Consider the following 21,970-nt stretch of genomic DNA (forward strand, 5'->3'; position numbering starts at 1 on the left):
AATAAACAATAAACAATAAACAATAAACAATAAACAATAAACAATAAACAATAAATAATAAATAAGTTATAAAAGGAGAGATAAAAATGGGAGATATTAGATTGAATAAACTAGCAAAATTGATAGTGAATTATTCTACAGGAGTTAAGAAAGATGACTTTGTTTTTGTGAGTTGCAATGATATTGCAAAACCTTGGATGGTAGAAGTTGTTAAGGAAGTAGTTAAGGCAGGTGCCCATGTTGAGTATTGCCTAAATAGTGAAGAAGTTGCAGAAGTAATATTAAAAAATAGTAATGATGAACAATTACTTCAAGAAAATACATTAAATAAGGAATTATTAACAAAAGCTAATGTTTGGCTTACTGCATGGGGCACTGTAAACACTAAAATAAATGCTAATATAGATTCTAGAAAGTTACAGTTAAAAGCAAAGGGAGCTTCTAGCTGGAGAAAAGTCTATTCAGAAAAAATGGGTAATGGGTCGCTTAGGTGGTGTGGAACTCAATTTCCAACTTATGCTGATGCACAAGAAGCTTCAATGAGTTTAAGTGAATATGAAGATTTTGTATACGGAGCAGGACTGTTAGAATTTGAAGACCCTGCAGCAGAGTGGAAGAAAATTAGCGCTTACCAGGATAGATGGGTAAATTATTTAAATACAAAAAAAGAACTTCACTTCTTATCACAAGGTACAGATATAAAAGTAATGGTGGAAGGAAGAAGATGGATAAACTGTGATGGAAAAGTTAACTTCCCAGATGGTGAAATTTTTACTTCGCCTATTGAAAATGGTATCAATGGTCATATAACCTTTAGTTTTCCAGGAATTTATATGGGAAAAGAAATCGAAGGCATAAGACTTGAGGTAAAGGATGGAAAGGTTGTTAAAGCATCAGCAGATAAGGGGGAGGATCTTTTACAGTCATTACTTCAAACCGATGAAGGCGCTTCCTATTTTGGAGAGGTTGCAATCGGAACTAACTATGGAATCAAAAAATTCACAAGAAACATGCTATTTGATGAAAAAATTGGTGGAACAATACATATGGCTATTGGAGATGCAGCAGGTGAAGCAGGTGGACTAAACCGTTCTTCAATTCACTGGGATATGCTTTGTGACATGAGAAATGGTGGAAAAATCTACGCAGATGGTGAATTGTTCTATGAAAATGGACAGTTTATTGAAGATATACTAAAAAAGTATAATTTATAAGTAAAAAGGGGATAGGAAACTATCCTCATTTTAAATTTTTAATTCTTAGATTTAAATCATGAACATTATTATTTTGATTAAACACCTTTATTCTTCAATAAATTAATTCTCTGAAAGAGATAAAAAATATTTAGAAGGTCGGAGCAACCTAAGCTTTTGTGATTGAAATAATTCAATGAAGTTGTAAAAGTGTAGCTATGGAACATGACAATCAATAAAGGAAGAGTTAAATTCCTGCAGATATAGTGCAAGAGAGAACTCTAAGGCTAAGGTAAACTTCAAATTACACTGTAAAAATATAATAAAAAGGAAAGTGATTTTATGGGATTCTACGAAGAAATTTCAAAGTATTATGATTATATTTTCCCTGTGGGAAAACCACAGGTTGATTTTATTAGTAAGTTTAGTGGGAAACCTCCTAGAGAGTTATTAGATGTTGCTTGTGGAAGTGGGGGGTATTCTATTGAACTGGCGCACCAAGGATATAATGTAACGGCAATAGATTTAGATTATGCCATGGTAGAAGGTTTAAGAAAAAAAGCTGCAAATGATAATTTAGATATAAAAGCCTTACAAGGAAATATGCTAGAGCTAAGAAACAAGGTAAATACTAGGTATGATTTAGCATTTTGTATAGGAAATTCTTTAGTTCATTTAGAAGGAGAAGAGGAAATAGAGAAGTTTTTTAAAGAAATGAAATGTATACTTAAGGAAGATGGAAAATTAGTTATACAAATAATCAATTATGATAGAGTATTATCTCAAAACATCACGTCTTTACCTAATATCGAAAACCAAGAAGTGGGACTGGAATTTAAACGAATCTATCATTATAATGAAAAATTAAATAAGGTTTTCTTTAAAACAATCTTAAAGGTTGATGGAAAAGAGATAGAAAATGAAATCCCCCTATATCCCTTAATGGCAGAAGATATGGAAAAACTATTAAAAAGAGTAGGATTTAATGAACTCAAATTATATGGAGACTTTAAAGCAAATGAATTTAATAGAGAAAATTCTTATGCATTAGTAGTTGTCGCATCATAATCTATAAAAAGGTGTAATGAAAATAGGGAATTATTATTAACAATAATTCTATAAAAATTCATTAATAATAGTAAAATAATGAATGATTTTCCTATTATCTTAAATGAAACTGTGGATTATTTAACAACAAACAATAAAAAAAACAGCTAATACATTGTTTAACAATTTACTAGCTGTTTTATATATATTATATAGCTTGTCTTAAAAAACTATATTATTTTTTAACTTCTTGTTTTCCAGTTACAGTTGATTTTTCATCCATTTTGAATCCAGCTTTAGCTTCTTCGCTAGCAAAATAAATGTTTCCGTCAACTTTAGCATCAACTAATTGGAAATCTGTAGTTTCAACATAAATGTCGCCTTTGAAAGTTCCAGCTTGAAGTCTAGCAACTGGGCTCTTAATAGTTAATTTTGGTGCTGTTATTGTAAATCTATCAACTACTTCGTTTTTACCTTCAGCATTTTTCTTTTGAGTATATGGAGCTATTTTTCTTTGGATAAGATCAGCACCAGTTTTCTCATCTTTTTTACCGTTTTTGAATTCGCCTTCTAATACTAATTCATTAGTTGTAGTGATGTCATTTAATGTTGCAATAATCCAAGTACCTTCTTTACCTAATGCTTTTTCAAATGCAGCAGTATCTTTTACTAAAGAAGCTGTTGTAACTACATCTGTTTTAGTTTCTGTTTTAGCTTCTGTAGCTGGTTTATCAGTTGCTGGTGTTTTTGGTTCTTCTTTAGCAGCACATCCAGTAAATACAGTTGCAGCGATTGCGATTGATAATAATATAGCTTTTGCTTTCATTTTTAAAGTCCCCCTAAAAATACGTATTTTATTTCACAAACTTAGTATATCATAAATTTAACAAAATACAAGAAGATTTATTTATATTATTAACATTCATTAAAATAATGTTAATAATGATAGTAATGTTAATAGTGTAAATATGGTTATTATGGTTATTTTTGACTTAATTTAAAAAGTTTGTAGAAATATAGTTAAAACATTGCTTCTTAATCGATAAAATTATAAAGAATAATCCTAATAAAATATTTAACGTAAATCAAGTAGCATCATTTACCTGGTGCATGTTGATAGAAATGTTATATATAATGATGCAGTTTGTAGGAGGTAAATTACGTCTAAAATAGTTCTAAGAATAAAATTATTCAATATTCAACTAATATTTTTTTTAGATAATTATGTTATAATCAAGAGATTGAAATTTAAATAATGGATAGTTCTATGCAACTGTTTGTAGTAGGAATTTGTATTTCACAGGAAACAATATGAAGATTTTCTTCTAAAAAAATCATTACATTGGCGAGGATTAGATATGTTTAAAGAAGACATGTTATTGCAAATATTTAATGAAGAAACCAGCGGAAAAAATTATTCAAAAGGGCAAAGAGTTATTCAAAATGATTTGGTTTCTTCTATAGACATTACTACCGAAGATGATTTGATTTGCATCCATGGAAATGTGATTTCAGAGAATCTGTTTAATGAATATAACACAAAAATTGAGATGGATAGTAAGCAAAAAAGTATTATTTCTACTTCTTGTAGTTGTGTTGATTATGAGAAGAATGAGCATAAAAAAGGAAAATATTGTTGTAAACATTTAGTTGCAACCTTTTATAAAGCTCTAGAAGAGTTAGCTAGTCATCCTCTATTAAAAGATGAAGAAGGTATTGCACAGAATTCAAATAAAAATAAAGGCAATGTTCTATCCATGCTTTTAGGAGATGAAAGTCAAAAAGAAGAAATAAAAATGGAAGTTTACATAAATAAAAGTCAGTGGGAAGATAAACTTACCGCAGAATTTAAGATTGGGCTAAAATCAATGGGATCAGGCAATCTTTACATTATAAAAGATATAAATCAATTTTTATTAGCCAACGATAATCGCTTTCCAGTGAACTACAGTAAAAATTTTACTTTTAATATAGAAAATCAAAGGTTTATCACAAAGGATAAAAGGTTAGTTGATTTTATAAAGATGTTGAAGATAATGGAGAGTACTAATAAGTATCTAAATAAAGGTAAAGAGCCAGTTATCAATGGTAAATATATTAATATTCCTGAATACTTAGTTAGGGAGTTTTTTCAAGTTGTAAGGAAACATCGAGTTTATTTAAATGAAGGGTTCTTTTATAGACCGGTGGATACAGAGATATTATTAGAGTCTCCAATAATAGGTTTTGATTTAAAAACCATAAAGGATAGCTATATTCTTAAATCACCAGGGGGAATGCCCACAGTTTTAGGTCTTAAAAATGATGTTTTTCTATATGGCTCAACTATATATCTTCCTGACTATGAATTTTGCTATAAGATATCCACCTATCTTCAAGTTTTTAATGAAGCTAAGGTTATAACTATGAGTAGCTTGGACGAGGAGACCATATTAAGAAAATTAATTCCGGATCTTAATCTTTTATCACCTAATGTTACCTTATCTAAATCTATAAAAGATAAGGTTGTTATTGAACAATGTAGATTTAACTTTTACTTTAATACAGAGCACAAGGATATTACATTGACAGTAAAGGTACAATATGGATCCCATGAATTCAGCATCTTAGAGGAGTACTATGAAAAGATCATTTATAGGGATGCAAAGAAGGAATCACAGGTTATTGGAAAGCTAAGAGCACTAGGCTTTGAAGAGATAAAGGGAAAGTTTTATCTTATAATGGGAGAAGACTATATCTTTAGTTTCTTCAAAAGTGGAATAGAGAAACTACAAGACCTTGGAGAAGTATATTACTCGGAGAACTTTAAAGGCTTAAAATCTTTAGGCACGAAGGGTATATATGGAGATATTAAAGCAGGAAAATACAATTATTTTGAATTAAATTTCAAATTGGGAGATATACCTTCAATTGAAACAAACAAAATATTAAGGGCTTTTAGGGATAATCTTAAATATTATAAGCTTAAAACTGGGGAGTATCTGGATTTAGAGGAACTAGAGCTCAATAAATTCTTAAAACTTTTAGACAATATTTCACCTGAGGAAATTTACGGAAATCATATTCAAATAGCTAAAAGCAAAGGTGCTTATCTAGGCAGCTTTTTAGATGAAAATTCTATTAGGTATATAAAAGGAAAGTCACAATTAAAAGAAATAAAAGATAAGCTTAAAAATATAAAGAAGTTAAAATTCGTAGAACCAACAGATTTACAGGGGAATTTAAGGGAATACCAAAAGGTAGGTTATAACTGGTTTAAAACTCTAGATTTCCTGGGATTTGGTGGTATTTTAGGAGATGAAATGGGTCTTGGAAAAACTCTTCAAACTATTACTTTTATATTATCCAACAAAGGAAGCAAGTCTTTAATTGTAGCTCCAACCTCACTAATCTACAATTGGGCTGAAGAATTTGAAAGATTTGCCCCAACTGTAAAGGTTATTATAATTAATGGACTAAAAGAAAATAGAGAAGAAATCATAAAGGACTTTGATTCTTATGATGTGATTATAACCACCTACAATCTATTAAAGAAAGATTTAGAAAGTTATAAGGTTAAGGAGTTTCATTACTTAATACTTGATGAGGCTCAAAATATAAAAAATCCAAACTCACAAAATTCAAAAGCAGTAAAAGAAATTAATGCCAAAGCTAGATTTGCTTTATCTGGTACTCCTATAGAAAATTCACTTATGGAACTTTGGTCTATTTTTGATTTTATAATGCCTGGATATTTATTTGATGAAAAAAGGTTTAGTGTGCGATATCATAAAAAGCTTAAGGAAAGTCCAGAAGTGTTAGAAGAATTAAATAGATTAATAAAACCTTTTATCCTAAGAAGAAGAAAAAAGGATGTTATTAAGGAATTACCAGATAAGATAGAAAAAACTTTAAGGGTGAACTTAGAGGAAGAACAAAAGAAAGTTTATAAAACTTTTGCGAACTATGCCATGGAGATTATTGAAAAGAAAGTTAAGGAGGATGAATTTAAAACTAGTAAAATAGAAATACTTTCTTATATCACTAAGCTAAGACAAATTTGCTTAGATCCCAATGTGCTAATGAATGATTATATTGGCGGCAGTGGAAAAATAGAAGCGCTAGTTGAACTGCTTAATAAAAGCATAGACCAGGGGCATAGAGTACTAGTATTCTCTCAATTCACATCAGTGCTAAAGAATATTGGAAAAAGGATAGCTACTGAGGATATATCATATAGTTACTTAGATGGCTCTGTATCTTCAGAAAAAAGAATGGAAATGGTGAAAGCTTTTAACATGGGAGAAAATTCAGTGTTTCTCATAAGTTTAAAAGCAGGAGGTACAGGGCTGAATTTAACCTCAGCAGATATAGTAATTCACTTTGATCCTTGGTGGAACCCTGCTGTAGAAGATCAAGCTACAGACAGAGCCCATAGAATAGGGCAGAAAAGTGTAGTAGAGGTTATAAAAATTATAGCAAAAGGAACTATAGAGGAAAAAATTCTGTCTCTTCAACAGGAAAAGAAAAAACTAATCTCAGAACTTTTGGGAGATGAGCTTTCTAGTGGAGAAGGTTTTTCTGCGCTAAGCGAGGAAGAAATATTAGATTTATTCCAAATTTAAAAGTAGAATAAAGTATCCAAGTCTTATTACTTGACAAATTAGAATAAAAGAAGATAGAGAAGAAATAATTATACAATAAAAACAAGTAGTATAGCTTATTAAAACTATACTACTTGTTTTCTTATACTTACTTGGCTACATTTCCTGCTACATTAACTGCATCCCAGGTTCTTGCAAAAGGTGGAGCATAGCATAGATCCAACATACCTAACTGATCAGTGGTCATTTTATTAAAGATAGCGGCAGCAAGTACATCTACTCTTAAAACTGCATCACTTTTACCTATAATCTGTCCACCTAAAATTATCTTAGTGTTTGGATCATATATTAGTTTTATATAAATATCACATTGTCCAGGATAATAGCTGGTTTGATTTTGATCTTTTATAAAAATAGTTTTATAAGTAATGCCGTTTTTAATAGCTTCATTTTCAGAGATTCCAGTTCTAGCGGCTTCTAAATCCATGACTTTTACAGCACCAGAGCCTAAGGTGCCCTGAAATACATTTTTTTCTCCAGCAAGATTTTCTCCTACAATTCTTCCTATTTTGTTAGCTGTTGTTGCAAGAGGAATATAAATATTATCTTTTCTAATTACATGATAAACACTTGCGCAGTCACCAGCAGCATAGATATCTTTTATATTAGTTTCACCATACTCATTTATTATTAGGGCACCATTTCTAAGCATTTCTAGACCAACATCTTTTACAAAGGTTGTATTTGGTCTTACTCCTGTACAAATTATTACTAAATCTGCAGAATAAGTTCCCTTATCTGTAACAACTTCTTTAACCTTACCATCACCGTTTAGTCTTTTCACCATTTCCTCTAAATGAAGGTCTACCCCATGCTTCACAAGTTCCTGTTGCATTATATCTGTAATTTCTTTATCAAAAGACTCAGGAAGTACTCTAGAGTCTAACTGAATTAATCTGCAACTTTTTCCTAGTTTTCTCATAGCTTCAGATGCTTCAATTCCAATAAAACCTGCCCCAATTATTACTATGTTTACTATTTCCTCTTTTTTCAGTATTTCCTTTATTGCTATGCCATCTTTGTATTCCTTTAAAGTAAATACATTGTCGATGTGAATATTTTCGATAGGTGGGATAACAGGGCTAGCCCCAGTAGCTATCATTAGCTTGTCATAGGTATCTTGAAATTCTTTTCCACTATTTAAATCTTTAACAGTTAAAGTTTTATTACTAACATTTACACCTAAAACTTCATGTTCTGTGTTAACCTCTATTCCGTTTTCTATAAATTCTTCTTTTGTTCTTGCTATCATTACTTCTGGGTCAGTAAAAAAGTCACCGAGAAAGTAAGGAAGACCACAAGCCCCCCAAGAAACTACTTCAGTTCTTTCATAAACTACAATATCTGCATTCTTATCTAATCTCCTGGCTTTTGCAGCAGCACTCATTCCAGCAGCTACTCCACCTATTATAACTATTCTCATCTTCATATCCTCCTTGAGTATCATAGATATTTTGACTTAATATAAGCATATTTTGACTATTAGAACACTTTTTTAGCCAAAGTTAAAAGTTATATTTCTATTTAAAAACAAATCATAGTTAATAACTGTTTTTTATCTATATGGTAGCTTAAAAAAATAGTAGTTAGTATTCTAATATGTTTTTAGCCACACTAAATGATTTAAATGTGTTTTATAGGCTGATGAAAACACAAATATTATCTCTGATATAACATTTTGTTAACATGCCTAATACCAAGTATATACAATTACTTGAGAAAAGTGATAGGTTATACTATGTGAAAAGTGGTGTTTATATGAAAAACATAGCCAATGGCTATGTTTTCATTAGAATATATCTAAATTACAACTTCTATAATCTCCAAGTTCTTTCTTCTATTATCCAAAGGATTAAGATTTATATGGTGAATAATTTCATTTTCAGCTGGGTTCATAAGAATTTTATCTAAATAAATTCTTCCCTTTGGAGTATTAGCTACAACAGCCAAGTTATCATGGCTTTTATATTCTACCCAACTATATTCATCAGTAATTACTTCATTTAAATCTTCCTTAGATATCAAAGCCTTAGAAGACGGTTTTCCATACTTATCCTTCAAGATTATTGCTATTGTATCTTCATTTATAATCTCATAGTCATTTTTAGTATTTCTTTCAACTATTTCTAAATTGCATTTTCTATTATCTAAAGTGTCTTCATTTAAGTGTTTAATTGGAACTTTAGGATTGACATCTAAGATTACACTTTGGAGATTTTGTTTTAATGGTTTCGATTTTTTGTTGGTTTTTGTTGAGCTTATATTTTGAACTATGTAATTGTTAAAGTCTTTATGCCATTCAGCAAACCAAATGCCCATACTTATAACTTTTTCTATGTTTGCTGCATCTATTTTGGCTATAAGTTCTGAACCATCCTTCTTTAAAACCGTAATTAAAGCAATATCCTCTTTAATTTGGTACTTATTTTCTGTTGTTTTATAATTTGTATTTATAAATAACACCTCTTTCAGTTTATTTTTCTTCAATATGTTCTATTCCTTTAGTATCAATTTTATAATTACCTCTATCAGCTTGTTTTTTAATGAAATTTTTTCTAATCAAGTCATCAAGAGCTGCTTTTAAAGTTCTCATATATTCCTTGCTGTCATTTAAATTAAGAGCTAACCTTATTTTTGTTAAGCTTTGAGGAGAGGCAGCTCTATTTTCATAAAGATAGTTAAGAATATTATCTTGAGTTTCCTTTATATTATCCTTCATAAAATATCTCCTTATAAGTGAATTTATTCATAGTATATAATTATACTACATGATTTGTTAAATAAATATACATTTAAATTTACTTAGAGAGATAATTGTCTCTAATTTCCAACTCTTTGTTGAAAAAACATAAATTTCATCAGCAACACAAGTCTTCAAAACATATATTCACAAAATTATTGAACATTATAATATAAGTTATCATAAGATATATACAAGGGAAAGTATATAAGTTCATGAGAAAGGAGTAAGGATGGTGATAAGAATATGTCAGACATAGATGAAAAGTTTTTTCAAAGCTTTAAAAGAGAATTAGATGATATTAACATACAAAAGGGACTTACACAAGAAGAGGCTAATAAGTTTTTTTTTGATGAGAACTACCAGACTTATTTTGTAGAGTATATTGGGGATATTGCAGAGGGTATAGCAAATACTGATTATGCTAGGCTTTATCTTATAGATAAGTTTTTTGCTGTTTTATTTGTTCGGAGAGGAATGATAAGTGAGGTACTTAGAAATTTTCCTCAGATAATAAATTTGGAAAAAAGTTTTCCTTTTACACTGTTAAGCTTAAATGAAAGTACTGACTTGCCAGATTTAAATGCTCTATACATGGAAGATGATGCTTTAGATGGGAATGGAATTATAGTTGGAATTATTGGGACTGGTATAGACTATTTAAATTCAAGATTTATGAATGCTGATAAAAGTACAAGAATAGTTTCTATATGGGATCAATCTTTGGCTCAAGGGCCATTTCCAGAAGCTTTTCCAATTGGTACAGAATTTACAAGGGCGAACATAAATGATGCAATTAAAACAAGTATACAAGGAGGAAATCCCTATGATGTAGTAAATCACAGGGATGAGGTTGGATATGGAACCGCTATAGCTGGAATAATTGGGGCAAGTGATTTAGGCACTAACGTTTTGACAGCGGGTATAGCACCAAAATGTGAATTTAGTATTGTAAAACTTAAACCGGCCAAGAAAAGCAATCTTGAATTATGGGGGTTGGAAAACTATCAGGGAAATGTTTATGATAGTAATGATATAGTAGCTTGCTTTAGATATTTTTCTCAATTGCAAGAAAAACTCAGGAAACCTATGGTGGTATATGCAGCAGCGGGAACTAACTTAGGTGGCCATGATGGAGGGGCTATCACTGAAAGATATATAGATTCTTTTACCGCCAATAATAATTTTTCAGTTGTTACTAGTACTGGGGATCAAGGAGCTAGTCCGGTTCACATTAGTGGAAGCTTTTTACAAGGAGAGAATGAAAAGGAGATTGAATTAAATGTAGATCCTCAACAAGAAACTTTGAATTTTTTTCTATATTTTGTAACCCCTGATATAATTTCTGTTGGTATAACATCACCTAGTGGAGATAGTATTGAAAAAATTGATGTTAAACCTATTAATGGTGAAGAAGTAATTGTTAATCTTGGTGAAAGTACAATTGTTATTCAATATTTTACCGAAGCAATAGGATCTACAGATGTAAAGTTAGATCAAAGGATAGATTTTTTCATTAGAAACACCACGAGTGGAGTATGGAAATTAAAACTTATTGGAGAGTACTTGTCTAATAGAACCTATGATTTATGGCTGATACAAAGTGAGTTTTTAAAAGGAAGCACAGGCTTTATTGGGTCAATACCTAATACTACATTAATGACTCCATCAACAGCTAAGGACATAATAGTTTGTTCTTCATTTGATCAAGTTAGCAGTAAATTACGTATGGAATCTGGAAGAGGATTTACTAGGGATGGAAGAATCTTGCCTACCATAGCATTACCGTCACAAAATATACGAACAGTAGGTATAAACAACAGACCGATTGTAGTTAGCGGAACTGCAGTATCTGGAGCAATTCTAGCAGGTATAGTTACATTACTCTTACAATGGGGAATAGTTCTCAAAAATGATGTAAATATGTACTCTTCTAAGATTAAAAGCTATCTTATTTTAGCAGCTTCTAAAGTTGAAGGAGAGGTATATCCCAATATAGAAACTGGATTTGGAGTTTTATATATTCAAAATTTGATTAAGATGCTAAATGGAGAAACAAATCAAATTAATAGAACCAAGAAATTATTAAATAAAACATCAAATGAGGAAGTAAATAGCTTATTTATTCGTATACCAGAAGGGATTTTTAAAAGGCTAAAAACATAAAAATCATTGTAGTTCCTTAAATTTAAAAGTTCTGTGAAAAAGTGATGTTAAACAACTTAAATCTTTGAAAGACAATATATAGTATTAATATAATGCTAATGGTTCTTGTATATAGATAAAGTATTAATTGAAATGGATATAAAAGAGCTTCTCTTAGCAAAATAAGAGAAGCCTTTTATTTTGTAAAGTTAGTGTTATCATTTTATATTCCCTATTTCCTATTCAATACCGGTTGTTACATCAAGTGGTTACTCTTTATATTTATCAAGAAATTGACGGAAATAATCTTCATCAATACCCATATCACCTAATGTACCATGCTTTATATCTCCAGACAGAATACCGTGGAAATCTGAACCACAAGTAATAAGTATATTATTACTTCTGCAAATACTTATGAATTCATCAGTTTCTCTTTTGAAATTCTGGTAGTAGATGGCTTCTAGTCCATGAAAGTTATAGTTTATAAGTTCCTTAATTGGAGTTTTCTTTATCAATTTAGGATGAGCCAAGATTACAATACAACCATATTTTCGCAGAAGTTCAATTCCTTCTGGTATGGAAATTTTTTTATTTTCTACATATGCAGGGCTGTCTTTGCCAATGAATTTATCAAATATATAATTCCAAGTATAAGGATAGCCAGCTTCAACTATGGCCTGTGCTAAATGTGGCCTTCCAACAACACCTTCACCTAATTCTAAAACTCTATTAAGAGTTATTTTTATGTTAAAATATTTTTCCAAATTTTCCACTATTAAAGTGGCTCTTTCTAAACGAGATTTTTTTAAGGTAGAAAGAAAACTAACTAAATCAGGATTTTTATATCCAGCTCCTTTGAAATATCCTAAAATATGAACACTTTCACCATTATGAACACAAGTTAATTCAATTCCAGGAATTACATTTACTCCTAATTCCTTGCCTTTTATTAAAGCTTCTTCAACACCTTCAGTGGTATCATGATCGGTAATTGCTAATAAATCAACTTGTTTTTCTTTTGCCAGCTCTACAACCTTTGAAGGTGTAAGTCTTCCATCTGAAGCTGTGGTATGACAGTGGAATTCAGCTTTTATATTCATTAAAACACGTCCTTTGATTACAATTAATAGTAATTTTTTTATTCAATAATAGTAGTAATATATTACTTAGTTCAATAGAATAAGATGGTTTTATAAATCAATATTTAAGAGAACATAATCTTTTTTGTAAGTTTTAGTATGTAGTTCTTAATAGTAATTTTACCATAATTTCAACTAAATAATTCATTGTTGTTAATTTGAATTATGTATATAAAACTTATAAATCATAGCTGATTATTTAAGATCCTATGAAAGGAACTAGTCAATTTTTAAAATATCAGTTATGTGGATAGGTCTCTTAAGGGGGATAGAATTTCTATAACAGTAACAGAATATTTTCCAAATCATTGAACAAAAGAATATTAGCAATCATAAGATATATACAAAGTATCATTTATAAAATAACTTTTTAAAGTACATTTCTATTAAATTAACTTGTTCATAAACAAAATACCTATAAAAAGGGTTATAGATTAATTACGGAAAAATTTGAATAGAATTCAATGGTAGTATCCACTAGAAGAGGGAGGTATACCCATGTTAGATATAGATGAAAGTTCTTATAGAAAGTTTAATAGAGAGATACATAACATAGATACACAAAAGGGTCTTACTGCAGAGGAAGCAAATAAGTTTTATTTTGATGAGAGTTACCAAACTTATTTTGTTGAATTTACTGGTGATCTTGCAGAGGGTATTGATAAAATTGACTATGCTAGTCTTTACCCCATAGAGAAGTTCTTTGCTGTTTTATTTGTTAAAAAGGGGAGGATTAGCGAAGTTCTCACAGCTTTTCCACAAATAATTAATCTGGAAAAAAGTGCGGCGTTTACATTGTTAAGCTTAAATGAAAGCGAGGATATACCTGATTCAAATGCCATGGATAAGAATGGTAGTACATTAGATGGAAATGGAGTTATAGTTGGAGTAATTGGCACTGGTATAGATTATTTAAATCCTAGATTTATGAATCATGATAAATCTACAAGAATTATTTCTATATGGGATCAAACAGTGAATGAAGGACCACTTCCAGAAGCTTTTGCCTTTGGTACAGAATATACAAGGACGGACATAAATGAGGCAATAAAGGCAAGTAATGAGGGTAAGAACCCTTACGATATAGTAAATCATAAAGATACCGTTGGATATGGCACTGCTTTAGCTGGAATAATTGGAGCAGGAATTGTAGGAGAGAATGATCAAATAGTTAGTATTGCACCAAAATGTGAATTTAGTATTATAAAACTTAAACCAGCCAAGAAAAGTAATCTTGAATTGTGGGGATTACAAACTTATGAAGGTAGGATTTATGATAGTAACGATGTAGCAGCTTGCTTTAGATATTTTTCTCAATTACAAGAAAAATTTAGAAAACCTATGGTAGTATATGTTGCAACGGGAACAAACTTAGGTGGGCACGATGGAGGTGCAATTACTGAAAGGTATATAGATTCTTTTACTACAAATAAAAACTTTTCAATGGTTACAAGTAGTGGTAACCAAGGAGATAGTCCAATTCATGTAATGGGAAATTTTTTGCTGGATGAAAATGAGAAAGAAATTCAGTTAAACGCAGATGAACAGCAACAAGATGTAAATTTGTTTTTATACTTTTTAACTCCTGATAGAATTTCCATCGGTATAACAGCACCTAGTGGAGAGAGCATTGAAAAGATTGAGATTAACCCTGCTAATGGTGAACAGGTAGTTGTTAACCTAGGAGAGAGCACGATTACTTTGCAATATTTCACAGAAGAAAAAGGAGGTAGTGAGGTAAAACTAGATCAAAGAATAGATTTTTTTATAGGAAATATATCAACTGGAGTATGGAAAATAAAGCTCATTGGAGATTATTTATTAAGTAGAACATATGATTTATGGCTTGAACAAAAAGAGTTCTTAAGAGGAATCACGGGGTTTGTTGATGCAACTCCTAATACTACCTTAATGACTCCATCTACAGCCAATAATATAATAGTTTGTTCTTCTCATGACCAAATAAATAATCAATTATTAATGGAGTCAGGTAGAGGCTTTACCAGAGATGGAAGAATTTTACCTACTGTAGCATTACCCTCGAAAAATATAGCAACGGTAGGGCTAAATAACAAAACAATTACAGTAAGCGGTACTGCAGTATCTGGAGCAATTTTAGCAGGCATTGTGACTTTGCTTTTTCAGTGGGGAATAGTTCTGCAAAACGATGTAAATATGTATGCTTCAAAAATTAAAAGCTATCTTATTAGGGCGGCAACTAAAAGTGTTGGGGAAAACTATCCAAATCCAGAAACGGGTTTTGGAGTTTTAAGCATTGAAAATTTAGTTAGTATGTTGAACAGAGAAACAAATAAAAATAGAGAAATTATGGAGAACGTAGATACAAGTTCATATGAAAATACAGGTGGGTTATTTATAAACATACCAGAGGAGATTTATAAAAGATTGAAGATATAGTTCTAGTTTTTGTAAACTTAATGGTTTTATAATCTTTCTTTGAGAGGTATAATGCTTCGTATTTTGCTAGTAAGTATAGCGGTTTTCTAGAAATACAATATAAAAACTGGAGTATAAAGTTTTTGTCGCAAAGGCAATGAAAAAAATACCTGTACACAACTTAGTTTGTATACAGGTATTTTATGTTTAAGTTTTTAACCAGGTATTATATTGTAAAGTTGTCGATAGTTTTCCCATCAATGGATATTGCTTGAATATTCATTGAGTTTGAATCTACATCCACTATTAAGAAATGATGAACTGCCTTTGGTTTAATGATAACTCCTTTTTTGTCCTTATATTTATCCTTTAGCTTTTCTCCTCCGCCTCCTGCAATTATTTGATAGATTTTCCTTTTAAATTTATATTTTTCTGTACTAAAAGTATGATCTATTAGTCTTCTTGAATAGTTATGTTCGTGACCAGAAAACACAATATCTATTCCATTTTCATCAATTATACTCCAGAGCTTATCTCTTTCATCCGGATATCTATCAAGACTAGTTTGGAAATGGGCACCGGTTGGATAGGCGGGATAATGAATTAAGAGGATTTTATGTCTAAATGGCTCACTTGAAACTTCTTTTAACCATAATAGTTGCTCATCGCTTATTCGACCAATGTTGGTATAGTGATAACAATTTAAAACTATGATTCTGGCATTAAAGAAGTCCTTATAATAAACTGTGTTATTATAATCACACAGTTTTCCATCAGGTTCTAAATCCTTATAAATATTTGCGAATATTTTCTCTGGATCACTATTGTCACAGCCCTTTCCAATTTCATGATTACCAATTACAGGTATGATTTTATTGTGTGAAAAGTCTGCAGAAATTATTTCTTTAAAATTTGTTAACTGTGATTTTAAAATATTTAAATCAGGACTTCCTGCCACGCTGTCACCAAGAATAACTATAAACTCGGGTTTTTTTGATAATGCTTTAATAAGCTTCATGATTTTGTAAAGTACCTTCTTATTTATTCCCTCTTCATCTTTTCCTTTTGAATCGGCTACAACAACAAATCTAAATCCGTTAGCCATGCAATTACTAGTTCTCTCCGTCATAAAAATTTCCTTTCTTAATTATTTTTGAGTTAGATTTACTATAGGCTCTAAAGAGCCAATATTTACTTGAATCTAATTTTTATGTTTAAAGAATGCTGCAGACCAATGCCCATATAGAACACCTTTTACTGAATAGTATTGTTTTGATAAATCTTCATTAAGAGACTCTATATGATGAAATAGCATTTACTAAATAGTATGTAGGGGGATTGGACTTTGTTACAGGTGGCTAAAATAAAAGTAAAATAGTGATTTCTATTATATTTTTAATAAAAAGTAACGACGGTATTTACTACGAAACTTTTTAACACAAGCTTCGTTATATATAACTAGACCTAGTATCCAATTATTAGAACAATTATTATTTTAAAGAAATCTATTAAAAAAGATGTTATAATAGTTACTTGAATTGAGTTATATAAGCTAAAAAATAATAATGATATATAAATGTATATAAATGAATATAAAACACGGGGGAATTATGACGAATAATAAATTTTTACCAATAAATAAACAAGATATGATAGATAGAGGATGGGAGCAACTTGATTTTATTTTAGTTACTGGAGATGCTTATGTTGATCATCATAGTTTTGGAACTGCAATTATTTCAAGAGTTTTAGAAAGTCATGGATATAAGGTGGGAATAATACCTCAACCAAATTGGAAAGATACTGAAGACTTTAAAAAATTAGGCACACCAAGATTAGGATTTTTAGTTAATGCAGGGAATATGGATTCCATGGTTAACCATTATACTGTAAGTAAAAAGTTAAGAGATAAGGATATGTACTCACCTGGTGGTGAAATGGGATTAAGACCAGATAGAGCAACTATTGTTTACTGCAATAAGATTAGAGAAGTATTTAAGGGAATTCCTATTATTATTGGAGGAATAGAAGCAAGTTTAAGAAGATTTGCTCATTATGATTATTGGAGTGATAAAGTAAGAAAATCCATGCTTATTGATAGTGGAGCTGATCTTTTAATATATGGAATGAGTGAAAAACAGATTGTTGAAGTTGCTAATAACTTAAATAATGGGGTGGATGTAAAAGAAATCACTGAAGTACCAGGCACTTGTTATGTAGCTAATAGTTTAGAAAATCTTAAAGAGTATATTGAAATTCCATCTTATAAGGAAATCTGCAAAGATAAAATAAAGTATGCAGAAGCTTTTAAGATCCAATATGATGAGCAGGACCCAATTAGAGGGAGAACTTTGGTTCAGAAACATACCACTGGATATCTTATTCAAAATAAGCCAGAATTGCCTCTCACAAGGGAGGAATTAGACAAAGTTTATGCACTACCCTATGAGAAAAATTACCATCCTAGCTATGAAGAACTAGGTGGGATACCGGCTATAGAAGAAGTTAAATTTAGTATAGTTAGCTCAAGAGGATGCTTTGGGAGTTGCGCCTTTTGTGCAATAACTTTTCATCAGGGAAGAATTGTGCAAAGCAGAAGTGAAGATTCTATTGTAGAGGAAGCAAAGGATATCACAAAGTTTGATGATTTTAAGGGATACATTCATGATGTTGGAGGACCTACTGCTAATTTTAGACAGCCAGCTTGTAAAAAACAACTAAAAGTAGGGGCATGTAAGGATAAGCAATGTTTATATCCAAATCCTTGCAAAAATATGGATGTAGATCATTTAGAATATTTAAATGTTCTTAAGAAGGTAAGGGAAGTTCCTGGTATTAAAAAAGTGTTTGTACGCTCAGGATTAAGATATGATTATATGATGGCAGACAAAAAAGATGATTTTTTTAATGAGCTTATTAATCACCATGTAAGTGGGCAGCTTAAAGTAGCCCCAGAGCACGTTTCTCCTGTGGTTTTGAAATATATGGGGAAACCAGCAGGAAAAACTTACGATAAATTCATGGATAAGTTCTACAAAATTAATGATAGACTTGGGAAAAAACAATATATTATCCCATATTTAATGTCTAGTCATCCAGGAAGTAACGTAGAAGCAGCAGTAGAACTTGCTGAATATCTAAGAAATATAGGATATCAACCAGAACAGGTTCAGGATTTTTATCCAACTCCTGGAACTTTGTCTACTACTATGTTTTATACTGGATTAGATCCTTTAACCATGGAGGAAGTTCATATTCCTAAGACAAGACATGAAAAAGCAATGCAAAGAGCTTTACTTCAGTACAAGGATCCCATGAAATATGATTTAGTATATTCTGCATTAGTAGAAGCTAATAGAGAAGACTTAATTGGCTTTGGACCTAAATGTTTAATTAAACCAAGGATAAAGAAAAGTGGAGAACATGGAGATAAAATAGATAAACCTAAACATGCTTCATCTAATGGTAAGAAAGATAAATCAAAGGGGGGAGGATCTGATACTGATAAGGGCAATTCAAAACCAATAAATAAGAAAGAAAAATTAAATGCTAAAGATTTCAGGGATAAAGATAAATCTGTAGGTAACCAAGGAAAAGACAAAGGCAAATTTGTAGCTAAGCAAGGTAAAGAAAAAAGTAAGTCTATGGAAACCAAAGGCAAAAGTATAAATAAAGGTAAATCTACTAGACAAGAAAGCAATAAAAAAGGGTTCGTTACAAATAAAGGCACAAGAAAAAAGTCTGTATAAATAGAAAAGGATTTTTTGTCCTAAAATAAGCAATTAAGTTTTTTATATTAGTTGTTAGATTTTAAAAAATATACTAAATTAAAATATATATTTATGAAAATTATAAATTGAATACACCTGAACACAAGATATCTTGTATTTAGGTGTATTTTTTTTTAGAAAATTAAATAATTATCCCAAAGGGTCACTTGATCTCACTGAGAATTCTTTTAAACTCCTCAATATTTACAGCACCAACAATTTTTTTGTTATCATTTATAATAAAGGTTGGGATGCTACTAACTTCATATTCCTCAGCCATTTTTTTTATATCTTTTATGCGTTGCTTATAATATTTATCTTCTATTCTCATATGTAATTCTGTAAGATTTAATTCACATTTAGAGGCTACTTCATCTATGACTTCCATTGAACCAATATCCTTACACTCTTTGAAGTAGGATTTAAACATAAGTTCATGAAATTGGTGGTATTTTCCCATATCTCTAGCATATTCGCTGGCTTGTATTGCCATATTTGAGTTAGAGAGCATAGTGAATTTTCCAAACTCAATACCATAGGGGTTTCCACTATTATTTAACATCTTAAACATTCCTTCAAGATCCATTTTAGGGAATACTTCTGTTAATTCTTCACCAAATGGTGGTACCTCAGGATGTATTTCAAAACTATACCAAGTGTCATCAATCTCATAGTATTTTTTTAGTTCAGCAACAAGTCCTGTTGCTACATAACAAAATGGTCAAATAAAATCTGAAAAAATTTTAAAGTTATATTTCATATATCTTCTCTCCTTTGACTTATATGATGTTCAATAAATGGGCAACTAAAGAATTTTCATTTTTAAGAAATTAATAAAAAATTCAAGTGCAAGTTATATATTCAGTATACCCAATAAGTTATTTTTTTTATAGATATCTAAATAATTAAATAATGGATAAGTTTAGAAAATTTCAGAGTAAAATATAAAAAAACTATTGCATATAGAAGATTAGTGTGGTATTCTTAATGAGTAGCGATACAAAATAATAATAAAAATAAAGATAACTTAGATTTTAACTTTCTCCGTTTATGGACTGGTTAATCAAGATATATCTTTAAAAAAACGGAGGAATTAATTATGGATAAGAATTTAACATGTAAAGATTGCGGAAAAGAGTTTGTTTTCACTGAAGGCGAGCAAGCTTTCTACAAAGAAAAAGGATTCGAAAACGAGCCAACTAGATGTGCTGATTGCAGAAGAGCAAGAAAGCAACAAAACAACAACAGAAGATTCGATAGATAATATTGTAATCACAGCTATAAGAGATTTCTCTTATAGCTTTTTATTTTATGCAAATTTAAGTTTCCATTGAAAGAAAGCATACATTAAGGTATAAAATGTTCAAGTTTATTCCTTAAAGATGATACATACAATTTAGAAAATCAATACCAAACTTAGTTAAGTTCAATCAGTGTTAAATATTTTCGATTTAAATAAATAATAACGGGTACTAGTTACTCTAGTACCCGTTATTATTTATTATTTATTATTTATTATTTAACATATAAAATTTAAAAATAATTTCTTTGACTCATTGAAAGAAGTATTACTAATGAGATTTATAAAATTACCATATGTTTCACTATAGTAAAAAATTAATACTATTTATTAGTTGAAGTTTTTGATTTTAGTGAGTTTTAGTATTAATTCACGTAAACCTTATTAATACCAGTGGAACCGCTTAAGTAAAGCATATTAGGGTAATATATATCAAAGCTAAGTACATCGCCAACTTTTAAATTTTCTGAACAATCTTCAATATCTATGATTAGGTGATCACTACTACTACCTATAACTTCTATACCTTTAGTTTTAGGCAGTAAACTATGATGAAAAGCAAAGTCCTGTTTGCCAACTGCTAGAAGAGCTCTTCTACGGATACCTCTATCCTCATAAGTAGGCTTATTTCCAAAGGCATCAATGAAGATTTCGCCTACTGGGTGAGATGGTTTTTGTTTAATTTCAACTATTTCAGCTTTCAAAATAAAGGAATCTTTGTGAAATTTACTCATATCATATTCCCAAAAATCTTCTAAATCTCTAGCATTTAAGATACCTTCCCCCAGTCTTAAGTTATTTACCTTCTTTGGCATTTTGCCATCCATAATTAATGTTAAAGATGAGGTTGCACCACCAGATATAATATCTAATTTTCTCTTTATTTGTTCTTCAATAGCCTCAGCGATGCTGCATAATTTTCCTAAGTTAGTTTCGGTAGGTTTAATTGAACCATAGCACCCTAAGTTTGTACCTATTCCATAGAGTTCTACATTTTTTAGTTCATTTTCTACATAAAGCGCTAAATCAAGGATTTCTTTTTCATCTACTAAACCTTCTCTTAAATCCCCTAAATCTATCATAAGAATCACTTTATGAGTTTTGCTTTGGACTTGGCATTGTTGCTGAATTCTTTGTAATGTTTCCATTTCTGAATTTAGGCTTATATCCACATTATTCACTAAGTCTTCTATTTCACTCAACATAGGAATACGAATCAACATGATTGGTTTATTAAGTTGTTGTTGTTTTAATTTGATTATTTGATCCATTCTAGAGTGCGCAATGTATTCACAACCTGCACTTATAAACTGATCCACAACCTTTGGGAGTGCATTAAACCCCTTTACTACACCAGCCACACTAATACCCAGAGAGTTGCACAAGTTTACAGTATATTTAGCATTATCATAAATTTTACTTAAGTTTATTTCTAATAATGGGTATTTTAAATTCTTCTCGATACCCTTCTCCCTAATTAGTTCTTTTTCAAGATTTTGTAACATCTCAAATCCCCCTTTGATTTTTAGCCATAATCCCCAATAAAAAATGCTATTTAATAAAAAATATATTTATGTTTTTTTAATAATGCCT

Annotated in this window: 14 protein-coding genes and 1 pseudogene; 7 read left to right on the forward strand and 8 right to left on the reverse strand. The window is 30.3% G+C overall.

What is annotated here, in order from left to right:
- Positions 1–86: 86 nt before the first annotated feature.
- A complete protein-coding gene (locus tag RR409_RS15120; RefSeq protein ID WP_332558602.1) occupies positions 87–1,214 on the forward strand; it encodes an aminopeptidase in 1,128 nt (375 codons plus the stop codon).
- A gap of 321 nt (positions 1,215–1,535) precedes the next feature.
- Complete coding sequence (locus RR409_RS15125) at positions 1,536–2,261, forward strand: class I SAM-dependent methyltransferase (protein ID WP_332558603.1); 726 nt, start codon at positions 1,536–1,538, stop codon at positions 2,259–2,261.
- A 214-nt stretch (positions 2,262–2,475) separates the two neighbouring features.
- Here RR409_RS15125 and RR409_RS15130 read toward each other — a convergent pair whose 3' ends face one another.
- On the reverse strand, positions 2,476–3,066 hold the full coding sequence (locus RR409_RS15130; protein WP_332558604.1) for a hypothetical protein: 591 nt from the start codon (positions 3,064–3,066) through the stop codon (positions 2,476–2,478).
- Positions 3,067–3,598: 532 nt separating this feature from the next.
- Here RR409_RS15130 and RR409_RS15135 point away from each other — a divergent pair.
- Positions 3,599–6,844 carry an SNF2 helicase associated domain-containing protein gene (locus RR409_RS15135; RefSeq protein WP_332558605.1) on the forward strand — a complete coding sequence of 1,082 codons (3,246 nt, stop codon included), beginning with the start codon at positions 3,599–3,601 and terminating at the stop codon, positions 6,842–6,844.
- 127 nt (positions 6,845–6,971) lie between these two features.
- On the opposite strand, the gene RR409_RS15140 is transcribed toward RR409_RS15135, so the two are convergent.
- The 3 genes from RR409_RS15140 to RR409_RS15150 all read right to left on the reverse strand — a co-directional run bounded on the left by RR409_RS15140 (position 6,972) and on the right by RR409_RS15150 (position 9,602).
- Positions 6,972–8,306 (reverse strand): CoA-disulfide reductase, encoded by a 1,335-nt coding sequence (locus RR409_RS15140; RefSeq protein ID WP_332558606.1) that lies wholly within the window; start codon positions 8,304–8,306, stop codon positions 6,972–6,974.
- A 377-nt stretch (positions 8,307–8,683) separates the two neighbouring features.
- Positions 8,684–9,346 carry a hypothetical protein gene (locus RR409_RS15145; protein WP_332558632.1) on the reverse strand — a complete coding sequence of 221 codons (663 nt, stop codon included), beginning with the start codon at positions 9,344–9,346 and terminating at the stop codon, positions 8,684–8,686.
- A gap of 10 nt (positions 9,347–9,356) precedes the next feature.
- A complete protein-coding gene (locus RR409_RS15150; protein ID WP_332558607.1) occupies positions 9,357–9,602 on the reverse strand; it encodes a DUF5457 domain-containing protein in 246 nt (81 codons plus the stop codon).
- Between the two features lie 267 nt (positions 9,603–9,869).
- On the opposite strand from RR409_RS15150, the gene RR409_RS15155 reads away from it, so the two are divergent.
- Positions 9,870–11,789: a S8 family peptidase gene (locus RR409_RS15155; protein ID WP_332558608.1), complete on the forward strand. Its 1,920-nt coding sequence runs from the start codon at positions 9,870–9,872 to the stop codon at positions 11,787–11,789.
- Between the two features lie 248 nt (positions 11,790–12,037).
- Here RR409_RS15155 and RR409_RS15160 read toward each other — a convergent pair whose 3' ends face one another.
- Positions 12,038–12,871 (reverse strand): PHP domain-containing protein, encoded by an 834-nt coding sequence (locus tag RR409_RS15160; RefSeq protein ID WP_332558609.1) that lies wholly within the window; start codon positions 12,869–12,871, stop codon positions 12,038–12,040.
- A 537-nt stretch (positions 12,872–13,408) separates the two neighbouring features.
- Here RR409_RS15160 and RR409_RS15165 point away from each other — a divergent pair.
- The gene (locus RR409_RS15165) at positions 13,409–15,328 is read left to right on the forward strand and encodes a S8 family peptidase (RefSeq protein WP_332558610.1); all 1,920 of its coding nucleotides are present in this window, start codon (positions 13,409–13,411) and stop codon (positions 15,326–15,328) included.
- Positions 15,329–15,533: 205 nt separating this feature from the next.
- Here the strand turns inward: RR409_RS15165 and RR409_RS15170 are convergent, their stop codons facing one another.
- Positions 15,534–16,436, reverse strand: coding sequence for a metallophosphoesterase (locus tag RR409_RS15170; RefSeq protein WP_332558611.1), 903 nt, complete (start codon positions 16,434–16,436; stop codon positions 15,534–15,536).
- Positions 16,437–16,917: 481 nt separating this feature from the next.
- Here RR409_RS15170 and RR409_RS15175 point away from each other — a divergent pair, with 481 nt between their 5' ends.
- Complete coding sequence (locus tag RR409_RS15175) at positions 16,918–19,056, forward strand: YgiQ family radical SAM protein (RefSeq protein WP_332558612.1); 2,139 nt, start codon at positions 16,918–16,920, stop codon at positions 19,054–19,056.
- 184 nt (positions 19,057–19,240) lie between these two features.
- Here the strand turns inward: RR409_RS15175 and RR409_RS15180 are convergent.
- Positions 19,241–19,786, reverse strand: a pseudogene (locus RR409_RS15180) (DsbA family protein); the annotation flags it as partial.
- Positions 19,787–20,173: 387 nt separating this feature from the next.
- Here RR409_RS15180 and RR409_RS15185 point away from each other — a divergent pair.
- A complete protein-coding gene (locus RR409_RS15185; protein WP_332558633.1) occupies positions 20,174–20,341 on the forward strand; it encodes a zinc-ribbon domain-containing protein in 168 nt (55 codons plus the stop codon).
- A 401-nt stretch (positions 20,342–20,742) separates the two neighbouring features.
- On the opposite strand, the gene RR409_RS15190 is transcribed toward RR409_RS15185, so the two are convergent.
- Complete coding sequence (locus RR409_RS15190) at positions 20,743–21,882, reverse strand: alanine/ornithine racemase family PLP-dependent enzyme (protein WP_332558613.1); 1,140 nt, start codon at positions 21,880–21,882, stop codon at positions 20,743–20,745.
- Positions 21,883–21,970: the final 88 nt, after the last annotated feature.

Source organism: Clostridium sp. (assembly GCF_036642255.1).
In the GTDB taxonomy this organism is placed as follows: Bacteria; Bacillota; Clostridia; order Clostridiales; family Clostridiaceae; genus Clostridium_J.